This is a genomic window from Breoghania sp. JC706 (assembly GCF_037026715.1).
In the GTDB taxonomy this organism is placed as follows: Bacteria; Pseudomonadota; Alphaproteobacteria; order Rhizobiales; family Stappiaceae; genus Breoghania.
Map to the genome: position 1 here is coordinate 531,657 of NZ_JBANCG010000003.1, position 21,297 is coordinate 552,953.

Below are 21,297 nucleotides of genomic sequence, written 5' to 3' on the forward strand. Positions count from 1 at the left end.
ATGCTTTCTCCTGACGCCAAATGAGGCCTTTGGGGGAGAATGTCGGGCATGGGCTCCTATTCGGTTTTCGCGCTCGTGAAGAATGCGTTTTCCCACCATGCCGGCTGGGAGCGGGCCTGGCGCGATGCGGCGCCCAAGGCGGAATACGATGTCGTCATCATCGGTGCCGGCGGGCATGGGCTGGCGACCGCCTACTATCTGGCCAAGGAACACGGCATCACCAATGTCGCGGTGATCGAGAAGGGCTGGCTCGGCGGCGGCAACACGGGCCGCAACACCACCATCATCCGCTCCAACTACCTGTGGGACGAGAGCGCGGCGCTTTATGAAAAGTCGTTGCAGCTCTACGAGGGGCTGAGCCAGGATCTCAACTACAACATCATGTTCTCGCAGCGGGGCGTGCTCAACCTCGCGCACAATCTCGCCGACGTGCGCGAAGCGCAGCGGCGCACCAATGCGCTCCGGCTCAACGGTATCGACAGCGAGTGGCTCGATGCCGAGGGCGTGAAGGAATTCTGCCCGATCCTCGATATCTCCAGGTCCGCGCGATATCCGGTCCTTGGCGGCACGTTGCAGCGCCGGGGCGGAACGGCGCGGCATGACGCGGTCGCCTGGGGCTTGGCGCGTGCGGCGAGTTCGCGCGGCGTCGATATCATCCAGAATTGCGAGGTGACCGGCATCCGCCGCGAGGGCGGGAGGGTCACGGGCGTTGAGACGGCGAAGGGCTTCATCGGGGCGAGGAAGGTCGGCATCGTCACGGCCGGGCATTCCTCGGTGCTGGCGCAGATGGCGGGCTTCCGGCTGCCGATCGAGAGCCATCCGTTGCAGGCGCTCGTTTCGGAACCGGTCAAGCCGGTTATCGACTGTGTCGTGATGTCGAACGCGGTGCACGTCTATGTCAGCCAGTCCGACAAGGGCGAACTGGTGATCGGCGCCGGCATCGACGCGTTCACCGGCTACGGCCAGCGTGGCAGCTTCCACATGATCGAGCACCAGATGGGCGCTCTGCTGGAGCTGTTCCCGATCTTCTCCAGGCTGCGCATGCTGCGGCAATGGGGCGGCATCGTCGATGTGTGTCCCGACGCGAGCCCGATCATCTCCAAGACGCCGGTCGACAACCTTTTCATCAATTGCGGCTGGGGCACGGGCGGCTTCAAGGCGACGCCGGGTTCGGGCTTCGTCTTCGCGCACACGATCGCGACCGGCGAGCCGCACCCGCTCAACGCGCCCTTTGCGCTCGATCGGTTCACGACCGGTCACCTGATCGACGAACACGGCGCGGCGGCTGTCGCGCACTGAGGGGGATGGGATGGTTCGTTCTTTGTCCTCCTTTCCGCTCTCTCTATCGTCATCCCCCGGCGAAGTCCGGGGGATCCATCGCGCCCTCCGGATGCGCGGATGCCGGCAATGGATTGCCCGGACTGCGCCGGGCAATGACGGCGGAGGGAGCAGAGCGTGTTCTTCCGCCGATCAAAACGCTCTGAAAGGGGCTCGGCCATGCTGCTGATCGAATGCCCCTGGTGCGGGCCGCGTGACGAGATCGAGTTCGCCTATGGCGGCGAGGCGCATATCGCGCGGCCTGAGGATCCGTCGAAACTCACCGATGCCGAATGGGCGGAGTTCCTGTTCATGCGCTCCAATCCGAAGGGGGCGCACAGGGAGCGCTGGGTGCATGCCGCCGGCTGCCGGCGCTGGTTCAACGTGGAGCGCGATACGGTGAGCTACCGGATCGCCCGCGTCTACACGGGCGCGTGCGAGCCTGTTGGGGAGGGGCAGTGATGGCTGAGTTTCGCAAGTCCTCCGGCGGGCGCATCGACCGGGCGCGGCCGATGACCTTCCGCTTCAACGGCAAGCGTTATCAGGGATTTTCCGGCGATACGCTCGCCTCGGCACTGCTGGCGAACGGGGTGCATCTCGTCGGGCGCAGCTTCAAGTATCACCGCCCGCGCGGCATCGTCACGGCAGGCGCCGAAGAGCCGAGCGCACTCGTGCAGCTTGAGACAGGAGGCTACTTCGAGCCGAACCTCAGGGCGACGCAGGTGGAGCTTTACGACGGGCTGATCGCGTCGAGCCAGAACGCCTGGCCGAGCGTCGATTTCGATATCGGCGCGATCAACGGGTTCTTTTCCAAGCTCTTTGTCGCGGGCTTCTACTACAAGACCTTCATGCATCCGAAGAGCTTCTGGATGCGGGTCTACGAGCCGATCATCCGCCGGGCGGCGGCCGGCGCGCGGGCGCCGACACAAGCCGATCCCGACACCTACGACAAGATGCATGCCCATTGCGACTTGCTGATCGCCGGTGCCGGACCTGCCGGGCTGATGGCGGCGCTTGAGGCGGCAAAAGCCGGCGCGCGGGTGATCCTCGCCGACGAGCAGGCCGAATTCGGCGGTTCGCTGCTGGGTGATGCGCCGGAGATCGATGGCGCACCGGCTTCGGCGTGGGTGGAGAAGATACGGGCAGAGCTGACCGCCTTTCCCGAGGTGCGCCTGCTGCCGCGCACGACCGTGACCGGCTATTACGACCACAATTACCTGATTATGGCCGAACGTCGGACCGACCATCTGGGACGCGGCACGGGCGGCGTGCGCCAGCGGCTGTGGAAGGTCAGGGCGAAGCGCGTGGTGCTGGCGACCGGTGCGCACGAGCGCCCGCTTGTCTTTGCCGACAACGACCGGCCGGGCATCATGATGGCGGGCGCGGTGCGCGCCTATGTGAACCGTTACGGCGTCAAGCCGGGACACACGGGCGTCGTCTTCACCAACAACGACAGCGCCTATGAGACGGCAATCGATCTGGCGAAGGCCGGGTGCCGGATCGAGGCCATCGTCGATGTGCGGCCACAAGGCGCGGGCGCTGTGGCGGAGAAGGCGCGGGCGGCAGGCCTGCGCATCATCTGCGGCTCGGCGATTGCGGGTGTTGAGGGTGGAAAGCGCGTGAGAGCGGTCGAGATCGCGCCGCTTTCATCCGATGGCGACACGGTCGGCGAGCCCGTCAAGCGGATCGCCTGCGACTTCGTCGCCGTTTCCGGCGGCTGGACGCCGGCGGTACACCTTCTCTCGCAGTCGGGCGGCAAGCTCAGGTACGACGAGGCGAAGGCCTGCTTCGTGCCAAATGTCTCGGTTCAGGCGGAAGCGTCCGCCGGTGCGTGTAACGGCACGTTTTCGCTGGCGGGTGCGTTGGAGGAAGGTGCGAAGGCGGGGCGCGCGGCGGTCGAAGCCGTGGGGCTGACGCCTGCGAAGGAAAGCGCCCTGCCGAAGGTCGAGACGCTGGAGGCCGCGCCGATCCACGCGCTGTGGATCGTGCCGGGCAAGAACCCGGTCGGATACGGCAAGGCCAAGCACTTCGTCGATGCGCAGAACGACGTTACGGCGGCCGACATAATGCTCGCCTCGCGCGAGGGCTATCGCTCGGTGGAGCACCTGAAGCGCTATACCACCACCGGCATGGGCACCGATCAAGGCAAGACATCGAACGTCAACGCGCTGGCGATCCTGTCGCGCACGCTGTCGAGCCCTATCCCGTCCGTCGGCACGACGACGTTCCGCCCGCCCTATACGCCGGTGACCTACGGCACGCTGGCCGGGCGCGACGTGGGCGAATTGTCGGACGTCGCCCGTGTCACGCCGATGCACGGCTGGCACGTGGCAAACGGCGCGGTGTTCGAGGATGTCGGGCAGTGGAAGCGGCCCTGGTTCTATCCGAAGGCGGGCGAGACGATGCGCGAGGCGGTCGACCGCGAGTGCCTGGCGGTGAGGAACGGCGTCGGCATTCTCGATGCCTCGACGCTCGGCAAGATCGATATCCAGGGGTCGGATGCGGCGGAATTCCTGAACCGAGTCTACACCAACGCCTGGTCGAAGCTCGGCATCGGGCGGTGCCGGTACGGGATCATGTGCAAGGAAGACGGCATGGTCTTCGATGACGGCGTGACCACGCGGATTGGCGAAAACCACTTCCTGATGACGACGACGACGGGCAATGCCGCCGCCGTGCTCGACCGGCTGGAGGACTATCTCCAGACCGAATGGCCGGACCTGAAGGTGTATCTCACCTCGGTGACCGAACACTGGGCGACCGCCTCGATCGCTGGGCCGAAGGCGCGGGAACTGGTGGGCAAACTCGCACCCGATCTCGATCTCTCCAACGAGGCCTTCCCGTTCATGTCGATGAAGGAGGCTGTCGTCGCCGGGCTCGCGGCGCGCATTTACCGGATCAGCTTCACGGGTGAGCTTTCCTACGAGATCAACGTGCCTGCCTATCAGGGCATGGCCCTGTGGGAGGCGATTTTTGCTGCGGGCGAAAAGCACGGTCTGACGCCCTACGGCACGGAAACCATGCATGTTCTGCGCGCTGAAAAGGGCTTCATCATCGTCGGTCAGGAGACCGACGGCACGGTGACGCCGTTCGATCTCGGCATGGACTGGATCGTCTCGAAGAAGAAGCCTGACTTTATCGGCAAGCGCTCGTTCTCGCGGCCCGACACGGCGCGTACCGACCGCAAGCAGCTCGTCGGGCTTCTGACCGAGGACCCGGAAGAGGTGTTGCCCGAAGGCGCGCAGATCACGGTGGAAGCGGACGGCACGCCGCCGGTGCCGATGCTGGGCCACGTGACGTCGAGCTACTGGAGCGCGACGCTCGGCCGCTCCATCGCGATGGCACTGATCGCAGACGGCGCGAGCCGGCAGGACACGACGGTTCACGCGCCGCTCGGCGACAAGACGCTGGCCTGCAAGGTGGTGAAGCCGGTGTTTTTCGACAGCGAGGGAGCGCGTCTCAATGGCTGATGCGATGATGACGGCGGATGCGGGCGTGCGGGCCGGCGCGCTCTCGCGGCTCTTTCAGGGACGGGAAGCCGAGGCGAAGGCTGGACCGCTCAGCCTCCGCGAAATGCCCGTGCCCGGGCAGATCAACTTGCGCGGAAAGGCTTCCGATCCGGCCTTTGCCGGCGCGGCCGCCAAGGTCCTCGGCTGCGGGTTGCCGGTGGCCGCGAACACGGTTGCGACGGGTGGGGATATCTCCGTCCTCTGGCTTGGGCCCGACGAATGGCTGGTGCTGAGCGCGCCGGGCGCGGAGGGGGGACTTTCCGTCAGCCTCATCGAGGCACTTGCCGGCCAGCATTGCGCGGTGACGGACGTGACCGGCAACCGGGCGCTGTTCCGGCTTTCCGGGGCGCCGGCGCGGGACGTTCTCGCCAAGGGCTGCTCGCTCGATCTTCATCCCTCGAAATTCGCGCCCGGGCAATGCGCGCAGACCTTGCTGGCGCGTTCGGGCATCATCCTTTCCCAGATCGACGATGCGCCAAGCTTCGACATTCTGCCCCGGCGCTCCTTTGCCGAATACACGTGGCTCTGGCTTGAGGACGCGATGGCCGAGTGGGGCTGAAAATGCGACGTCCTGTCGCAATTCGCGTGAGACTTGTCGCAAAGGGATGTGAAGCCGCCCGGCCGCGATTTCAAACTCGGATCGTGAAAGGAAGCCGCCGATGTCCGCTCCCCACGATGCCCTGCTGCGCCCGTTGACGATCAAGGGGCTCACGATCCGCAACCGGATCATGAGTACCAGCCACGCGCCCTCTTACGGCAAGGACGGGAAGCCGCAGGAGCGCTACCAGCTCTATCACGAGGAAAAGGCGAAGGGCGGCATCGGGCTGACCATGTTCGGCGGCTCGTCGTCGGTCTCGCCCGACAGCCCGGCGACGCCGTGGAATCAGGTGTCGGTCGCCGACGACGGGGTTGTGCCGTTCTTCCAGGAATTCTCCGACCGCATCCATTCCTACGGCGCGGCGCTGATGGTGCAGCTCACCCACATGGGGCGGCGAACGCGCTGGGACACGGAGAACTGGCTCGCGACCGTCTCGCCCTCGCGCGAACGGGAACCGGCAAGCCGGTCCATTCCGAAGGAGATGGAGGACACCGACATCGCCCGGGTGATCGCCGATTTCGCCGCCGCCGTTCGCCGTTGCCAGGAGGGCGGGCTCGACGGTTGCGAGCTGTCGGCCGCCCACGGCCACCTGATCGACCAGTTCTGGAGCCCGGCCACCAACAAGCGGACGGACAAGTACGGCGGAAGCCTGGAAAACCGCATGCGCTTTTCCATTGAGGTGCTGGAGGCGGCACGGACCGCGGTGGGCGACGACTACATCATCGGCATCCGCATGTCGGGCGACGAGTTGATCGACGACGGGCTCTCCCATGAGGATTGCCTGACGATCGCGCGCACCCTCACCGAGCGGGGGTTGGTCGACTTCGTCAATCTCATCGGCGGGCAGGCGCGCGACCACATCGCCCATGCGATCTCGCTGCCTAACATGTCGTTTCCGGTCGCGCCCTTCCTTGCGCTTGCCAGTGCCATCAAGCGCGAAGTGGGCGTGCCCGTCTTCCATGCCCAGCGTATCACCGATCTCGCGACCGCCGCCCGCGCGATCGAGGAAGGCCATATCGACATGGTGGCGATGACGCGGGCCCATATCGCCGATCCCCACCTCGTGAAGAAGCTGATGGAGGGGCGGGCCGACGATATCCGGCAATGCGTCGGCGCGGGTTACTGCATCGACCGGATCTATGCCGGCAATGACGCGCTGTGCATCCAGAACGCGGCGACGGGGCGGGAAGCCTTCATGCCGCATGTGATCGCGAAAGCGGAGAAGGTGCGCCGTGTGGTGGTTGTGGGCGGCGGACCGGCGGGGCTCGAAGCCGCGCGAGTGTCGGCGGAGCGCGGGCATCATGTGGTGCTTTTCGAGAAAAACGCTGCGCCGGGCGGGCAGGTGTCGATTGCGGCGAAGGCGACGTGGCGCGAGGCGCTGACGGGCATCACGCGCTGGCTCGCCCAACAGGCGGAGAAGAAGGGCGTCGATATCCGTCTTGGCTTTGAGGCGACGGCAGATGCCATATCCGCCGAGACGCCGGACGTGGTGCTGATCGCGGCCGGCGGGACGGCGAACCGAGGCTCGATCCCGGGTGCGGAGCTTGCCCACACCACCTGGGAAATGCTGACAGGCGCGGTGGAGCCGGCGGAGAGCATCCTCGTCTATGACGGCACGGGCCAGCATCATGCGCCTTCGTGTGCGGAGGTGCTCGCGAAAAAGGGTGCGCTCGTGGAGATCGCGACGCTGGACCGGATGGTGGGAGAGGAGATTGGCGGCACGAACCAGCCGATCCACCTGCGCGAGCTTTACAGGCTGGGCGTGATCCTGTCGCCGAACCTCCAGCTCATCGAAATCTATCCTGAAGGCAACAAGCGCGTTGCGGTGCTGCGCAATGAATACACGCTGGAGGAGGAGGAGCGGCTGGTCGATCAGGTGGTGGTGGAATACGGCACGCTGCCGGTCGACGGGCTCTACTACGACCTGAAGGAGACGTCCGTCAATCGCGGAGAGGTGGATCTGGATGCGTTGCTCGCCGGCAGGCCGCAGCCCTCGGTCGCGAGCCTGAACGGGGCGGGCGGTTTCGCGCTGTTCCGGCTCGGCGATGCGGTCGCGGGTCGCAACATTCACGCCGCGATCTATGACGCGGCCCGGCTCTGCAAGGATCTTTGAGGCCATGGCCGGGGTTCTTGCCGGGTGGTTGACGGTGGCGCTGCTGGTGGCGGCCTTGGCGGTCGCGGTACGCCATTCGCGCCGGTGGCTTGCCGGCGCAGGGGCGGAGGTTGATCTCTTCGCCGGGCTCAAGGCGCTGCCGAGGCGCTATCTGGTTGATGTGCATGACGTGGTCGGGCGCCGGCCATTCAATGCGCGGTTCCACGCGCTGACGGCAGGCGGCTTCCTTGCCTCGCTGGCGCTGCTCGTCCTCGCCATTGTGCCATGGTTTCGCGGGCCGGTCCTGTGGGGCATTGCGGCGGTCGCGCTCGGCCTCATGCTGGCCGGTGCGCTGATGGTCGGCTGGCGGCGGCTTGTCGTGAGGCCGCGGGAGCTGTCTGGGGGCAATTTCGCGCGGCTGCCGATTTCGCTCATCGCCTATGCGGCAGGGCTTCTGGTCGTGGCGCTTGATCGCGTGGCGGGCGGTGCGCTGCCGCATGGCGTGACGGTGGTGCTAGCTGGTGTCGGACTGCTTGGCGGCGCGGATCTGCTGCTCGGTGTCGGGAGAGGGCCTTTGAAGCACGCGCTTCACGGCGCTTTGCATCTTGTCGCCCATCCCCGGCCTGGACGGTTTTCCGATGGGTTTCGCAAGCGCGACAGCGCGCTCGCTCCGCTCAATCTCAACGAACCGAAACTCGGCGTAGAGGTGCCGCTCGACTTCGCCTGGAACCGGCTTCTCGGTTTCGAGGCCTGCGTGCAATGTGGGCGTTGCGAAAGCCTGTGCCCGGCCTATGCCGCCGGATTGCCGCTCAATCCCAAGGCGCTGATACAGGATCTCGTCGGGGCGCTGGAAGCGGGGGCGGCGGATTATGCTGGGCATGGCCATCCGGGGCGCGGGGCCGGGGGAGTGAGCGGCCCGCATCTGCCCGTGGTTGGCGAGGACGCCGCGATCCATCCCGACACGCTTTGGGCCTGCACCACCTGCCGGGCCTGTGTCGAGGCCTGTCCAATGATGATCGAGCATGTGGATGCGATTGTCGATCTGCGGCGGTTCGAAATCCTGGAAAAGGGCGCCGCCCCTGGCAAGGCACCAGCCGTTCTGGAGGAACTGCGCATCGCGGACAATCCCGGCGGTCTTCCTGCTGTGCGCCGCATCGACTGGGCGTCGGACCTCGCCCTGCCGCTGGCGCGCGAGCGCGACAACTTCGACGTTCTGCTCTGGCTCGGCGATGCGGCCTTTGACCTGCGCGGGCAGCGCTCGCTCAGGGCGCTCATCCGGCTCCTGCGGAAGGCTGGCATCGATTTCGCCGTGCTGGGCGCGGACGAACTCGATTGCGGCGATCTCGCCCGGCGGCTCGGCGACGAAGCGACGTTCCAGGATCTTGCCCGCCGCAACATCGCTATGCTTGGGGCGGTCCGCTTCCGTCGTATCGCGACGATGGATCCGCATGCGCTGCATGTGTTCAGAAACGAATACTCGGCCTTCGGCGGTGCGTTTGAGGTTGTCCATCACACGGCGTTGCTGCTGGAATTGGTGGAAAGCGGGGCGTTCGATCTGAAGCCGCTTTCTGAAACGCTCACCTATCACGATCCCTGCTATCTCGGGCGCTACAACGGCGAGATCCACGCTCCGCGACGGCTGCTCGATGCGCTTGGCGTGGAGCTGCGGGAAATGGAGCATTCGGGGCTCTTTTCGCGCTGCTGCGGGGGCGGAGGCGGCGCGCCCGTTGCCGATGTGGTGGGCGAGCGCCGGATCCCGGATGTGCGGATGGACGAGGCGCGGCAGACCGGGGCAGCCTGTGTCGCTGTCGCCTGTCCCAACTGCACCGTGATGCTGGAAGGTGTCGTCGGGGCGCGCCCGCAGGTGAAGGAAATATCGGAACTGGTGCTGGAGGCGGTGCGATGAGAGTGCGCCGCGATCCGAGGGGGGAGCGCGAGGCATGCAGGCTGGCGGGGCACGGGCGACTTCGTTTTGTGCTCTCCATCGCCAAGTCAAAGGGCGCGCGTCCGCGTCGCGCGCCAAGGGCGTTGCGGCTTGCCGCAACCGTCACGACCGCGCCGCGCCTCAGGATCGCGTGGAAGGGCGGTATCACGCCTCACGCGGGCCGGACGGATATGGCCGCGTGTGCGCCCGCTGAGACGGTCAGCATTGTCGCCGAACCCGCCTTTTATGTGCTTGTCGTTCCGGAAGCGGGAAGCGATGGCGAATTGGGAGAGACCGGGCGGCAACTGCTCGCGGCGGCGCGGCTGCTTGCCGATAGGGGCAACGGCGCTGTCTGCGTGCTGGGCGACGGCGACGGCGATTACGGGCCGGCAGGGGCCGACAGGGTGCTCACGCTCGCGACAAGCGATCCGGGCGGTTATGATCCTGAACACCGGGTCGCAGGGATAATCGACGCGATTTCCGTGATTTCACCACGCCACGTGCTGTTTTCCGAGACGCCGGAGGGCGGCGATATCGCGCGTCGGGTGGGAGCTCGGCTCGGCGAGCGGCTTTTCCCGGGCGTCGAGGCGCTGGAGCCCTGCGCCGAGGGGGGGATGCGGGTGCTGCGGCGGATGGCGGGAAACGGGCCGGCGCAATTGGCAAGCCCGCCGCGCCTCATCTCGATCATGCCCGACGCCTTTGCCCCCCATGTCGGGCCGCCGCACGAGGGGCGGCCGCTCGATGCTCTTGCTCCTGTCGTTCCGGAACGCCGGATTGTCTCCGCCCTGCCTTTGCCCGTCGATCCGGATGCGATCCCATTGGCGGAAGCTGATTTCCTGCTGAGCGGCGGCAACGGGGTCACCGACTGGCAGGCGTTTGCGGAGCTTGCCGCCGCGCTCGGGGCAACGCGGGCGGGCAGCCGGGTCGTCTGCGATCAGGGCCATCTGCCGCGCGAACGCCAGGTTGGCGCTTCGGGAACGCTGGTGACAGCGGGCTGCTATTTCGCACTCGGTATCTCCGGTGCGGCGCAACATCTTCAGGGGATTGCGCGCGTTGCCCATGTGGTCGCGGTCAACACAGACCTTCATGCGGAAATGATCAAGCGGGCCGATCTCGCCATCATCGCGGATGCGCAGAAGGTAATGCCGGCGCTCGTTCGCCTCCTGGCGGAGCGGAGAGGACGGGTGCGATGACCAGGGTCGCGGTGCTTCTCTCGCTCGGAAAGCATCCTGCGAGCGGGCGCTCGCGGAGGGCAGGCCTCGACGCGCGGGCTCTCGAACTGGCGCTGGATCTGGCGCGGGGGATGCCGGACGCTGAGGTCAGAGCCGTCCATGCCGGTGACCCGGCAAACGAAGCCTTGCGCGACTATCTCGGCATGGGAATCGAAACGCTGGATGTTCTCGATGTGGCGCCGGGGCACGATCCTGTATCGGCGCTGGCCGGGTTCCTGCGCGCTGGGCGGTTCGATCTCGTGTTGTGCGGCATGCGGGCCGAAGCGGGTGAGGGCAGCGGCATGGTGCCCTATCTGATCGCGGAGACACTGGAATATGCGGTCGTCTGCGATGCCGCCGCAATTGCGTGCGCGGAAGTCGGGGCGAGGGTGGTGCAGGCCCTGCCGCGCGGGCGCCGACGAGAGGTTACGGTCGTCCTGCCAGCGGTTGTCGCCGTCAACGCCGCAGCATACCCAGCGCGGGCGCCGGCCTTTGCCAGATCCCGGCGCGGCCGGATCGCCGTGCACCCGGCGAAGGTTTGCGAAGATGCGTATCTCGCGGCCTGCGAGACGCGGCCATGGCGGGCGCTGCCGAAGCGGATGGCGTTGGCTTCAGGCGTCTCGGCGGCGGAACGGATGAAGGCGTTGACGGAGGTGAAAGCGGGTGAGGGACACCTGCTCGTGCACCCTTCGCCCGAGGATGCGGCCAAGGCCATCTACGACTATCTGATCGAAAAGCGCATCTTGCAGGCTCGCGGCAGCAAGGAGGAAGGCGGCTGAGCGTTGCGCCGCCGGGCTTTGCGTCGTGATCTCCGCGCCGCAAATGGGCACAGGGCGCGCCAGCGCCATTGCCGCGTGCGAACGGTGATCGCCACGGGTATCGGCATCGAAACTTGTCGGTTCCAGAAAATTCTCTGTCGCAAATGAATAACCGGTGCCGATCGACGAGGATGACAATCGGTCGCAGTTCGGATTCCCGGGCGTCAGGGAGCGTTCAACATGGCGATCCATCCAATGGTCGAGGAATTGCTGCAAAGGCGCAGGCCGGGCTACAGCCTGGAAGCGCCGCTTTACACGCGGACCGATGTCTTCGATCTGGACGTGGATCTGATCTTCCATCGCCATTGGATCTTTGTCGGGGTGGAGCCGGACGTGCCGGAACCGGGCGACTGCATGACTGTGGACGTGGGCGCCAGCTCCGTGCTCATCCTGCGCGGTGAAGACATGGAAATCCGGGCCTTTCACAATGTCTGTCGCCATCGCGGGGCGCGGCTCGTCACCAGTGACAAGGCGACCATCGGCAATATCGTCTGCCGGTACCATGGATGGACCTATTCGGAGACCGGCGCGCTGCTTTTCGCCGAGCACATGGGCGGCGATTTCGACGCCTCGTGCCATGGGTTGAAGTCCATCCCCCTGCGCAGCCTCGCGGGGCTCATCTTCATCTGTCTTGCGGACGATGTGCCCGGCGACTTCGACCACATGGCCGAGGTGATGACGCCCTATCTCGCCCCGCACGACATCGCCAATTCCAAGGTCGCCTATACCTACGAGCTCATCGAGGAGGGCAACTGGAAGCTGACGATGGAGAACAACCGCGAATGCTATCACTGCGCGGGCAACCATCCCGAACTGACCATCCCGCTGCAGGCATACGGCTTCGGCTTCGCGCCCGATGAACTCGACGCGTTCCACCGGGCCGACGCGAAGGCCTATGAGGGCGTGCAGACGGCGGCCTGCGCGCGCTGGACGGGAATGGGGCTGCCTTCCGTCGAGCGTGAGGAACTGCTGAACGCGACGGGCTTTCGAGCAGAGCGGCTGGCGCTGACGGGGGCGGGCGAGTCCCACACCCTCGATACCCGCCGGGCATGCGGCAAGCTGATGGCCGACTTCACGCAGGCCGACCTCGGCGCGCTGTCCTTCTGGACGCAGCCCAACTCCTGGCATCACTTCATGGCCGATCACGCGGTGACCTTCATGGTGATGCCGCTTGCGCCCGACCGCACGCTGGTGCGCACGAAATGGCTGGTTCACAAGGACGCAGCCGAAGGGCGCGATTATGATCTGGAAAATCTCATCCGGGTCTGGACCGCGACCAACCAGCAGGATGCCGATCTGGTGGCGCTGACGCACAAGGGCGTCACGGAACCGGCCTACGAACCCGGCCCCTACTCGCCCTTTACCGAGGGGTTGGTGGAGAAATTCTGCAAATGGTACGTCGACAGGATGTCGGTGCACCTCGAGGCAACTCAGCAGCCGCTGGCCGGAGCCGCTGCGGCAGAGTGATGATGAGCGCATTGGCTTCGCAACAGAAGCCGGAAAAGCGCCCCAGGTCGCAGACAGAAGGATCGGGCAACCATGCTTTTGCAGTCTCCGCCGTTGCAGACAATGGAATTCGACACCGTCCTGCCGGAATGGAACCCGGATTTCGACGACGTCCTCATCTGCCGGCACGTCCGAGAGGAGACGCACGACGTCAAGACCTTGGTCTTTTCCGCTCGCTATCCATGCCAATTCCGGTTCCGGCCCGGCCAGTTTCTGACGTTCGACCTGCCGCTGGAGGGCGGAACGATCCAGCGCTGCTACACGATTTCGGCCTCCGCCGCGCGGCCCTTCCGCGTGGCGATAACGGTGAAGCGGGTGCCGGGCGGGCCGGGGTCGAACTGGTTGCACGACAATCTCAAACCCGGCACGGAAATCCGCGCGACCGGGCCGATGGGCGAATTCGTGCCGGACCTTTCGCCTCACCGGAAATGGCTGCTGCTCTCAGCCGGCAGCGGTATCACGCCGCTGATGTCGATGGCGCGCACGACGGCGGATCTCGGCGACGATCGGGACGTTATTTTCGTGCATGCGGCCAGAAGTCCGCGCGACATCATCTTCCGGCAGGAGCTCGACATGATGGCGCGCCAGCAGGAGGGACTGCGGCTCGCACTCATCTGCGAGAGCCTGTCTGAGGAAAAGAGCTGGCCCGGGCTGACCGGCAGATTGTCGAGCGTCATGCTGCAGCTCATTGCCCCCGATCTCGATGAGCGCGAAGTCTATTGCTGCGGGCCGGAACCGTTCATGGAAGCGGTCAGGACCATGCTCGTCGAGCTCGGCTACGACATGGAGCGCTATCATCAGGAGAGCTTCGACTTCGCTGTCCTGGAGGAGGACGAGCCGTTCGCGATTCCGGTGATGGACGCCGCCGCCGCGCCCGCTGTCTTTCGGGTGGAACTCGCCCGGAGCGGGCATGTGTTGGAATGCAGCCCCGACATGACGATCCTGAATGCGGCGCGGGCGGCCGGCCTCAGACTGCCGTCGTCATGTGCCCGCGGGCTTTGCGGAAGCTGCAAGAGCCACATGGTCTCCGGTTCCGTCGACATGACGCACGGCGGCGGCATCCGCCAGCGGGAGATCGATCAAGGCCAGATCCTGTTGTGTTGCTCCAAGCCGACCTCCGATGTTGTGATCGACCGGTAGATGACGGCTTGATGTCGCGCAGCGGCCACCTTCATCAACCCGCGAAACAAAAAGACCGGGCGCCTGTTGGCGCCCGGTCCTGACTTTTCCAGAATGGGTCTCGGTCCGTGACTTACTTCGCCGCCGCGCGGGCGTCCTTGAGCCAGCCGTCGACCTCGTCCTTGTGCTTCTCGATCCAGGCAGCGGCCTGGGCCTTGACGTCGTCGTCGCCCTTGTTCATGGCCGAATTCTGCGCATAGATGTCCGGCAGCGGGATGGAGACTTCCTCAAGCAGCTTGCGCACGGCCGGGTTCTTGTCGAGGAACGCGGTGTTGGCGACCGGCACGATGTCGTTGGCCTGGAAGCCCATCGTGCAGGGGTCGGCGACGCAGGTCTTCAGGCCCGTGGCCGGCTTCGGCATCTTGATGTCCTTGTTCGTGGTCGCTTCGATCCACATGACATCCTTGCCCGGCTTCAGCTCGTTCACCGTCCAGTTCGGCGTCCAGGTGTAGAACAGGACGTGCTCGCCGCTCTGGTAGGCCGCGATGGCATCGGCCATGGACGCCGAGTAGCCGGCCTTGATCGGGTTGATGGAGTCGCCAAGCTTCAACTCCTTCATGATATCCGCAATGCGGACCTCGCAGCCCCAGCCCGGGGGGCAGGCGACCAGATCGGCCTTGCCGTCGCCGTTGCGGTCGAACGCCTTCTTCACCTCGTCGCGCTTGAAGTCTTCCAGCGACTTGATGCCGAACTCGTCGATCGCCGCCTTGTCGACCAGGAAGCCCTGCAAGGCGCCGCCCTTGGCCACGGCGCCGACGATCTCGGCACCTTGGTCGATGGTGGACTTGTAGGTGTTATGCAGCGGGAACCAGCCGTTGACCCAGAGGTCCATGTCGCCCTGGGCGACGGACTGGTAGAAGGCAGGCGCGTCGAGTGTCGTCGGGCCCTGAACCTTGTAGCCGAGCTTCTGGAGGAGCTGGCTGTAGATCTCGGAATGGAACCAGCCGGTATCCCAGGTGGCCTGTGCCATTTTCACGGTGACACCTTCGCCGGGCTGCTCCTGGGCCGAACCGGCCATCGGCGAGAGCGCGACGGCGAATACGGCTGCGGCTGTCAGGGAACGCAATAGATGAGGCATATGTCTCTCCGTCTTTGGAACGATGTGAGAGGCCGGTTACCCTGGCAGGCCGGCCTCCTTTGCGAAGCCGGGCCGCGTGCGGCCCGGCACGACAGACGGCCGGTCAGGCCGCCTTGTTCGTGGCGGCCGTTTCGGCTTTCGCCGTGTCCTGGCCGCGGAAGAAGGTCAGCAGAGCCTCGCGCAGGGACATGCCCGTGCGCGGTTCCGCCAGCCCTTGCGTGAGCCGATCGAGGACGATCGCCAGAATGACGATGCCGACGCCGCCGGCCGTCGCGCCGCCGACGTCCAGCCGTCCAAGGCCGGTATTGACGACAAGGCCAAGCCCGCCCGCGCCGATGAGCGCAGCGATGACGACCATGGAAAGCGCCAGCATCAGGGTCTGGTTCAGACCCGCCATGATGGTGCGCATGGCCAGCGGGATCTGCACTTCCCACAGCATCTGCCATGGCGTGGAGCCGAAGGCTTCGGCCGCCTCGATCAGGTCGCCGCGCACATTGCGGATGCCGAGGTTGGTCATGCGGATGATCGGCGGCAGAGCGAAGATGATCGTTGCGATGATGCCCGGCGCCATGCCGACACCGAACAGCATTACGATCGGCACCAGGTAAACGAAGCTCGGCACCGTCTGCATGATGTCGAGGATCGGCCGGATGACCTTCCATGCAATGTCGTTGCGGGCGACGAGAATGCCCGTCGGCACGCCGATGATCGTGCAGAACAGCACCGACGTAATGATCATCGACAGCGTGGTCATGGTTTCCGGCCACAGTTCGATGAAGTCGATGAAGACGAAGCCGACGATGGTCAGGATCGCCATGCCGCGACCGACAATGCGCCACGACATGAGTGCGAAGACCAGGGTCGTCACCAGCATGGGCACCCAGGCGAAGAACGCGTCGAGGGCATTCAGCACCTCGTTGACCGGCACCTGAAGCGCGCGGAAGAACGGGCGGAAGTTGGGGACGAGAAAACCGCGGACGAAGGTGTTCACCCAGTCGTCGAACGGAATGACAAGCAGGTCATGCGGAGCGATCATTGCGGCCTCCCTTCTTCTTGTTGTTCTTCGTCGTTCGCCGCGTTTTCGGAGGCTTCGGGATCCTCGTCGCCGACAAGATGCTCGAAGATGCTCTCCTGTGTGACGACGCCGACGAGCTTGCCCTCCTCGTCGGTGACGGCAACCGGCACGCCGCTCTGGGCGGGGCCATAGAGCTCGTTGAGGTAGGCATCGCCGCTGACCGATGGCGGCTCCGGTTTCATCAGCTTGGAGACAAGCGTGCCCGGAGGCGCATCGTTGGCATCCTGACGGGTGATGTAGCCCGCCGCGGCGCCGTCCTTGACCACGTGGATGGTGTCGACGTCGTTGATGAGCATCACCTTCAGAGCGTCGGCGACGGTGGCCTTCGGCGAGATCTTGTGCGCCTCCAGGGCAATGTCGGAGGCGGTATAGACCCGGCTCCTGTCGATGTCGGCGACGAAGGCGCGCACGTAGTCGTCCGCCGGCTGCGAGACGATGTCCTGAGCAGTGCCGACCTGCACGAAGGAGCCGTCCTTCATGATGGCAATACGGTCGCCGAGCAGCAGCGCCTCGTTGAGATCGTGAGTGATGAAGATGATGGTCTTCTTCAGTTCCTTCTGAAGAACGATCAGCTCTTCCTGCATCTCGCGCCGGATCAACGGGTCGAGAGCTCCGAACGGTTCGTCCATGAGAAGGATCTGCGGGTCGGTCGCAAGGCCGCGGGCAAGTCCCACGCGCTGCTGCATGCCACCGGAAAGTTCGCTGGGCAGGCTGTCGGCATGATCCTGCAGACCCACCTTCGACAAGGCTTCGATCGCCGCCTCGCGGCGTTCCTGCTTGCCGGCACCCTTCATCTTAAGGCCGTAGGCAACGTTCTCGCCGACGGTCTTGTGCGGGAAGAGGGCGAAATGCTGGAAGACCATCGTGATCTTTTTGCGCCGGACTTCGCGTAGGCGGGCCATGCCGCAGGACGCGACATCGTCCTTGTCGATCCAGATCTCACCTGATGTCGGCGGAATCAGGCCGTTGAGCATGCGCACCAAGGTGGACTTGCCCGAACCTGACAGGCCCATGATGACGAAGATCTCGCCTTCCTGAACCTCGAAGCTGACATCGTTTACGCCTACGACAACGCCCGTTTCCCGAAAGATTTGCTCTTTCGTTTCACCGCGTTTGAGACGTTGCAACCCCTCGCCCTTCTCATCATTGAAGAGCTTGGAGAGTTTCTTGACGATCAGTTTTGCTGTCATATCCTCTCAGTAGCGTGCTTGGACTGAAAATGGAACCGCCAATGCTCATGCATCAGCGGCGGTTGAGTTCTTATTTGGATGTGGCTTCATGCCTAGATTCACGTCATCGATCAACGGAATTTCCGCCGCATCTCTGAATACTGGAGCGAAAGATATCCATTTTTCGCTCCCCACATTGCCGCGCGTACGGATGGGTCTTATCGATTCCGTCCGGCATGGTAGACATGGCATGTAGGCGGAGGGGACTGACGGAAATCAATCTAACGTAGCGAAATAATTACGATCGAATTTCAGCTATATTGTCGATCGAAGTCATTTCGTCCCGATAATCTCTCTCGCAAGGCTGCACGATCCATCTGCCCCGGGCGGTCGCGAAAACCGCCCCAAGGTTCGGACGGATGTACAATCGGTCGGCACCCCCAACCTCAGTCACACACGCATACAACGCATATCCATCGCTGGATGGAACGCGCTACCACACGGTTTGGTTCCGTATTTTTTGAAAAGGCGCGTGCGAAGGACGGGGACTGGTCGCGCGGGAGGTTCAGGCGGCGTTTTCGGGGAAATGGATGTCTTTTGCCGCTTCGACGACAAGAGGTTTCAGACCGCTATCCTCCTGCCGGAGGATTTCCGCGAGCTGGCGCCGCATCCGGGGATCCCAGAACTTGTTGATGTGCGTGGCGACGCCGGAAGCGGCCTCGTCGGGAGACTGTGACTGGAAAAAAGTCGCGATCTGGTTTGCCTTGTAGACGAGCTTTGCAGCCGACATGGACGGATTCCCTCAATGATGACCGATGGACCGTTTGGCCCCGACGACGGTTCGTGTCTCACCGCAAAACCTGTCCGGGCGCGCGGTCGCGGAGGCAGCTTTTCCGGCCGGACGGAGCCGCCCGGCCGGAAAGATCGATAGCGAAGTGCTATTCGGCAGCGTCGACGCTCGTCACAATCCTGCGCGCCTGGCGTGCCTGGTCTTCGTATTCGAGCTGCCATTCGGTCGGGCCGTTCGACGGTGAGATCTGCACTGCGGTGACCTTGTATTCCGGGCAACTCGTCGCCCAGTCGGAATAGTCGGTGGTGACGACGTTCGCCTGCGTAGCGGGGTGGTGGAACGTGGTGTAGACGACGCCCGGCGCCACCCGGTCGGTGATCAGCGCGCGCAGGCTGGTTTCGCCGGCGCGGCTGGCGATGCGGACCCAGTCGCCATCCTTCACGCCGCGCACCTCCGCGTCGATCGGATTGATTTCCAGCCGGTCTTCCTCGTGCCAGACGGAATTGGCGGTGCGCCGCGTCTGGGCGCCGACATTGTATTGCGAGAGGATGCGGCCGGTCGTCAGCAGCAGCGGGAAACGCGGGCCGGTGCGCTCGTCGGTTGCCACATATTCGGTGCGGATGAACTTGCCCTTGCCGCGCACGAACCCGCCCACATGCATGATCGGCGTGCCTTCCGGCGCCTTGTGGTTGCATGGCCACTGGATGGAACCTTTTTCATCCAGAAGCTCATAGGTCACGTTCGCAAAGCTCGGCGTGGTCTGGGCGATCTCCGCCATGATCTGGCTTGGGTCGGTGTAGGACCAGCCGGCCCCCATGGCATTCGCGATTGCCTGCGTCACCTCCCAGTCGGCATAGCCGGCCTTCGGCGCCATGACCTTGCGCACGCGGTTGATGCGGCGCTCGGCGTTGGTGAATGTACCGTCCTTTTCGAGGAAGGTGGAGCCGGGCAGGAAGACGTGGGCGTAGTTGGCGGTCTCGTTCAGGAACAGGTCATGCACGACGACGCATTCCATCGCCGCGAGCCCGGCCGCGACATGATGCGTGTCGGGATCGGACTGGAGAATGTCCTCGCCCTGGATGTAGATCCCCTTGAAGGAGCCGTCGACGGCCGCATCCAGCATGTTGTTGATGCGCAGGCCCGGCTCGTCGCTAAGAGGGACGCCCCAGATCTTCTCGAAACTGTCGCGCACGTTGTCGGTGGAAACGTGACGATAGCCCGGGAACTCGTGCGGGAAAGAGCCCATGTCGCAGGACCCTTGCACGTTGTTCTGGCCGCGCAGCGGGTTCACGCCGACGCCGGGACGGCCGAGATTCCCGGTCGCCATGGCGAGGTTCGCAATCGCCATGACGGTGGTGGAGCCCTGGCTGTGCTCCGTGACGCCGAGGCCGTAGTAGATCGCAGCATTGCCGCCGGTGGCATAAAGCCGGGCGGCGCCCCGGATCTCGTCCGGATCGACACCCGAAAGCGCTCCGACTTGTTCGGGGCTGTTCTGAGGCTGCGAAACGAATTCGGCCCAGTCCTGAAACTCGTCCCAGTCGCAGCGCTCGCGGATGAAGGCTTCGTCGTAGAGCTTTTCGGTCACGATCACATGGGCAAGCGACGTCAGCACGGCGACGTTGGTGCCGGGCCTCAGCGGCAGGTGGTGGGCCGCCTCCACGTGGGGCGTGCGCACCAGATCGATGCGGCGCGGGTCGATGACGATGAGCTTCGCACCCTGCCGGATGCGCTTCTTGAGCCGGGAGCCGAACACCGGGTGTCCATCGGTCGGGTTGGCGCCGATCACCAGGATCACGTCGGATTGCTCGACGCTATCGAAGTCCTGTGTGCCGGCCGAGGTTCCGAAGGTCTGGCCAAGGCCGTAGCCGGTGGGCGAATGGCAGACGCGGGCGCAGGTGTCGGTGTTGTTGTTGCCGAAGACGGCGCGGGCGAGTTTCTGGACGAGGAAGGTCTCCTCGTTGGTGCAGCGCGAGGACGTGATCACTCCGATGCTCTCGCGGCCGTGCTGATGCTGCAGGCGGCGGAACTCGCTCGCCACATGGGCAAGTGCCTCTTCCCAAGTGACCTCGCGCCAGGGATCGGAGGTCTTCTCGCGGATCATCGGGTTGAGGATGCGGTCGCCGTGGTTGGCGTAGCCGTAGGCGAAGCGCCCCTTGACGCAGGAATGGCCGTGATTGGCCTTGCCGTCCTTGAAAGGAACCATGCGGACCAACTCATCGCCGCGCATCTCCGCCTTGAAGGAGCAGCCGACGCCGCAATAGGCGCAGGTGGTGACGACGGAATGTTCCGGCTGGCCGATCTCGATGATCGACTTTTCCTGAAGCGTTCCCGTCGGGCAGGCCTGGACGCAGGCGCCGCACGACACGCATTCGGACCCGAGGAAGCTCTCATGCGCGCCTGGCGAAACGCGGGAGTCAAAGCCCCGGCCTTCGATGGTCAGCGCGAAGGTGCCCTGCACCTCCTCGCAGGCGCGCACGCAACGCGAGCAGACGATGCACTTCGACGGGTCGTAGGTGAAGTACGGGTTGGTCTCGTCCTTCGCCATCCAGCGGAAATTGTCGGTGCCGTCGGAAGCTTTGGGTTTGACGTGGTTCTCCCCGTCATAGCCGTAGCGCACGTCGCGCAGGCCCACGGCGCCCGCCATGTCCTGCAACTCGCAATCGCCGTTGGCCGCACAGGTCAGGCAATCGAGCGGGTGGTCGGAGATATAGAGCTCCATCACGCCGCGGCGCAGTTTCTTCAGTCTGTCCGTTTGGGTGTGAACGACCAGACCGTCGGCCGCCGGCGTGGTGCAGGAGGACGGCGTGCCGCGCCGGCCGTCGATCTCGACAAGGCAAAGCCGGCAGGAGCCGAAGGATTTCACCAGATCAGTGGCGCAAAGCTTCGGGATCGCGATGCCGGCCTCCGCCGCCGCACGCATGATGGACGTGCCCTCGGGCACGGTGACCGCGAAGCCGTCGATCGTCAGCGTGACGGTTTTTTCGGCTTTGACGGCCGGGGTTCCGAAATCGGGTTCCTGAATGAGTTTCAT

The 21,297-nt window shown here is 64.8% G+C and carries 15 protein-coding genes; 10 read left to right on the forward strand and 5 right to left on the reverse strand.

Annotation, left to right across the window (positions count from 1 at the left end; translation table 11 throughout):
* The first annotated feature begins 48 nt into the window (after window positions 1–48).
* The 10 genes from V2L18_RS08240 (at window position 49) to V2L18_RS08285 (ending at window position 14,115) form a co-directional block, all read left to right on the forward strand.
* A complete protein-coding gene (locus V2L18_RS08240) occupies window positions 49–1,299 on the forward strand; it encodes a sarcosine oxidase subunit beta family protein (protein WP_336177624.1) in 1,251 nt (416 codons plus the stop codon).
* A 198-nt stretch (window positions 1,300–1,497) separates the two neighbouring features.
* Window positions 1,498–1,779 (forward strand): sarcosine oxidase subunit delta, encoded by a 282-nt coding sequence (locus V2L18_RS08245; protein ID WP_336177626.1) that lies wholly within the window; start codon window positions 1,498–1,500, stop codon window positions 1,777–1,779.
* A complete protein-coding gene (locus V2L18_RS08250; RefSeq protein ID WP_336177628.1) occupies window positions 1,779–4,787 on the forward strand; it encodes a sarcosine oxidase subunit alpha in 3,009 nt (1,002 codons plus the stop codon). Before V2L18_RS08245 ends, V2L18_RS08250 begins: the two co-directional genes overlap by 1 nt.
* Window positions 4,780–5,385: a sarcosine oxidase subunit gamma family protein gene (locus V2L18_RS08255; protein WP_336177630.1), complete on the forward strand. Its 606-nt coding sequence runs from the start codon at window positions 4,780–4,782 to the stop codon at window positions 5,383–5,385. Before V2L18_RS08250 ends, V2L18_RS08255 begins: the two co-directional genes overlap by 8 nt.
* Before the next feature lie 100 nt (window positions 5,386–5,485).
* On the forward strand, window positions 5,486–7,537 hold the full coding sequence (locus V2L18_RS08260; protein ID WP_336177632.1) for an NADH:flavin oxidoreductase: 2,052 nt from the start codon (window positions 5,486–5,488) through the stop codon (window positions 7,535–7,537).
* A gap of 4 nt (window positions 7,538–7,541) precedes the next feature.
* Entirely contained in the window at window positions 7,542–9,422 is a 1,881-nt protein-coding gene (locus V2L18_RS08265) for a DUF3483 domain-containing protein (protein WP_336177634.1), read from the forward strand.
* Window positions 9,419–10,633, forward strand: coding sequence for an electron transfer flavoprotein subunit alpha/FixB family protein (locus V2L18_RS08270; RefSeq protein ID WP_336177636.1), 1,215 nt, complete (start codon window positions 9,419–9,421; stop codon window positions 10,631–10,633). Before V2L18_RS08265 ends, V2L18_RS08270 begins: the two co-directional genes overlap by 4 nt.
* Window positions 10,630–11,430, forward strand: a complete 801-nt coding sequence (locus V2L18_RS08275) for an electron transfer flavoprotein subunit beta (protein WP_336177637.1) — start codon at window positions 10,630–10,632, stop codon at window positions 11,428–11,430. The genes V2L18_RS08270 and V2L18_RS08275 overlap by 4 nt, the downstream gene beginning before the upstream one ends.
* Window positions 11,431–11,649: 219 nt before the next feature.
* Complete coding sequence (locus V2L18_RS08280; protein ID WP_336177639.1) at window positions 11,650–12,936, forward strand: aromatic ring-hydroxylating dioxygenase subunit alpha; 1,287 nt, start codon at window positions 11,650–11,652, stop codon at window positions 12,934–12,936.
* Window positions 12,937–13,008: 72 nt separating this feature from the next.
* Window positions 13,009–14,115 (forward strand): 2Fe-2S iron-sulfur cluster-binding protein, encoded by a 1,107-nt coding sequence (locus V2L18_RS08285; protein WP_336177640.1) that lies wholly within the window; start codon window positions 13,009–13,011, stop codon window positions 14,113–14,115.
* Window positions 14,116–14,227: 112 nt separating this feature from the next.
* On the opposite strand, the gene proX is transcribed toward V2L18_RS08285, so the two are convergent.
* From proX to fdhF, 5 genes are all read right to left on the reverse strand, one after another.
* Window positions 14,228–15,232: a glycine betaine/L-proline ABC transporter substrate-binding protein ProX gene (gene proX / locus V2L18_RS08290; protein WP_336177642.1), complete on the reverse strand. Its 1,005-nt coding sequence runs from the start codon at window positions 15,230–15,232 to the stop codon at window positions 14,228–14,230.
* Between the two features lie 103 nt (window positions 15,233–15,335).
* Complete coding sequence (locus tag V2L18_RS08295) at window positions 15,336–16,268, reverse strand: proline/glycine betaine ABC transporter permease (RefSeq protein WP_336177644.1); 933 nt, start codon at window positions 16,266–16,268, stop codon at window positions 15,336–15,338.
* Window positions 16,265–17,497 carry a glycine betaine/L-proline ABC transporter ATP-binding protein gene (locus tag V2L18_RS08300; protein WP_336177645.1) on the reverse strand — a complete coding sequence of 411 codons (1,233 nt, stop codon included), beginning with the start codon at window positions 17,495–17,497 and terminating at the stop codon, window positions 16,265–16,267. Before V2L18_RS08300 ends, V2L18_RS08295 begins: the two co-directional genes overlap by 4 nt.
* Before the next feature lie 544 nt (window positions 17,498–18,041).
* Window positions 18,042–18,266 (reverse strand): formate dehydrogenase subunit delta, encoded by a 225-nt coding sequence (locus tag V2L18_RS08305; RefSeq protein WP_336177646.1) that lies wholly within the window; start codon window positions 18,264–18,266, stop codon window positions 18,042–18,044.
* Between the two features lie 148 nt (window positions 18,267–18,414).
* On the reverse strand, window positions 18,415–21,297 hold the full coding sequence (fdhF, locus tag V2L18_RS08310) for a formate dehydrogenase subunit alpha (RefSeq protein ID WP_336177647.1): 2,883 nt from the start codon (window positions 21,295–21,297) through the stop codon (window positions 18,415–18,417).

Bases quoted from the DNA above. Each gene is read 5' to 3' on its own strand.
- V2L18_RS08280 (WP_336177639.1), top strand. From the start codon at position 11,650: ATGGCGATCCATCCAATGGTCGAGGAATTGCTGCAAAGGCGCAGGCCG.
- V2L18_RS08255 (WP_336177630.1), top strand. From the start codon at position 4,780: ATGGCTGATGCGATGATGACGGCGGATGCGGGCGTGCGGGCCGGCGCG.
- V2L18_RS08275 (WP_336177637.1), top strand. From the start codon at position 10,630: ATGACCAGGGTCGCGGTGCTTCTCTCGCTCGGAAAGCATCCTGCGAGC.
- V2L18_RS08295 (WP_336177644.1), bottom strand. From the start codon at position 16,268: ATGATCGCTCCGCATGACCTGCTTGTCATTCCGTTCGACGACTGGGTG.
- fdhF (WP_336177647.1), bottom strand. From the start codon at position 21,297: ATGAAACTCATTCAGGAACCCGATTTCGGAACCCCGGCCGTCAAAGCC.
- V2L18_RS08270 (WP_336177636.1), top strand. From the start codon at position 9,419: ATGAGAGTGCGCCGCGATCCGAGGGGGGAGCGCGAGGCATGCAGGCTG.
- V2L18_RS08305 (WP_336177646.1), bottom strand. From the start codon at position 18,266: ATGTCGGCTGCAAAGCTCGTCTACAAGGCAAACCAGATCGCGACTTTT.
- V2L18_RS08260 (WP_336177632.1), top strand. From the start codon at position 5,486: ATGTCCGCTCCCCACGATGCCCTGCTGCGCCCGTTGACGATCAAGGGG.
- V2L18_RS08265 (WP_336177634.1), top strand. From the start codon at position 7,542: ATGGCCGGGGTTCTTGCCGGGTGGTTGACGGTGGCGCTGCTGGTGGCG.
- V2L18_RS08245 (WP_336177626.1), top strand. From the start codon at position 1,498: ATGCTGCTGATCGAATGCCCCTGGTGCGGGCCGCGTGACGAGATCGAG.
- V2L18_RS08285 (WP_336177640.1), top strand. From the start codon at position 13,009: ATGCTTTTGCAGTCTCCGCCGTTGCAGACAATGGAATTCGACACCGTC.
- proX (WP_336177642.1), bottom strand. From the start codon at position 15,232: ATGCCTCATCTATTGCGTTCCCTGACAGCCGCAGCCGTATTCGCCGTC.
- V2L18_RS08240 (WP_336177624.1), top strand. From the start codon at position 49: ATGGGCTCCTATTCGGTTTTCGCGCTCGTGAAGAATGCGTTTTCCCAC.
- V2L18_RS08300 (WP_336177645.1), bottom strand. From the start codon at position 17,497: ATGACAGCAAAACTGATCGTCAAGAAACTCTCCAAGCTCTTCAATGAT.
- V2L18_RS08250 (WP_336177628.1), top strand. From the start codon at position 1,779: ATGGCTGAGTTTCGCAAGTCCTCCGGCGGGCGCATCGACCGGGCGCGG.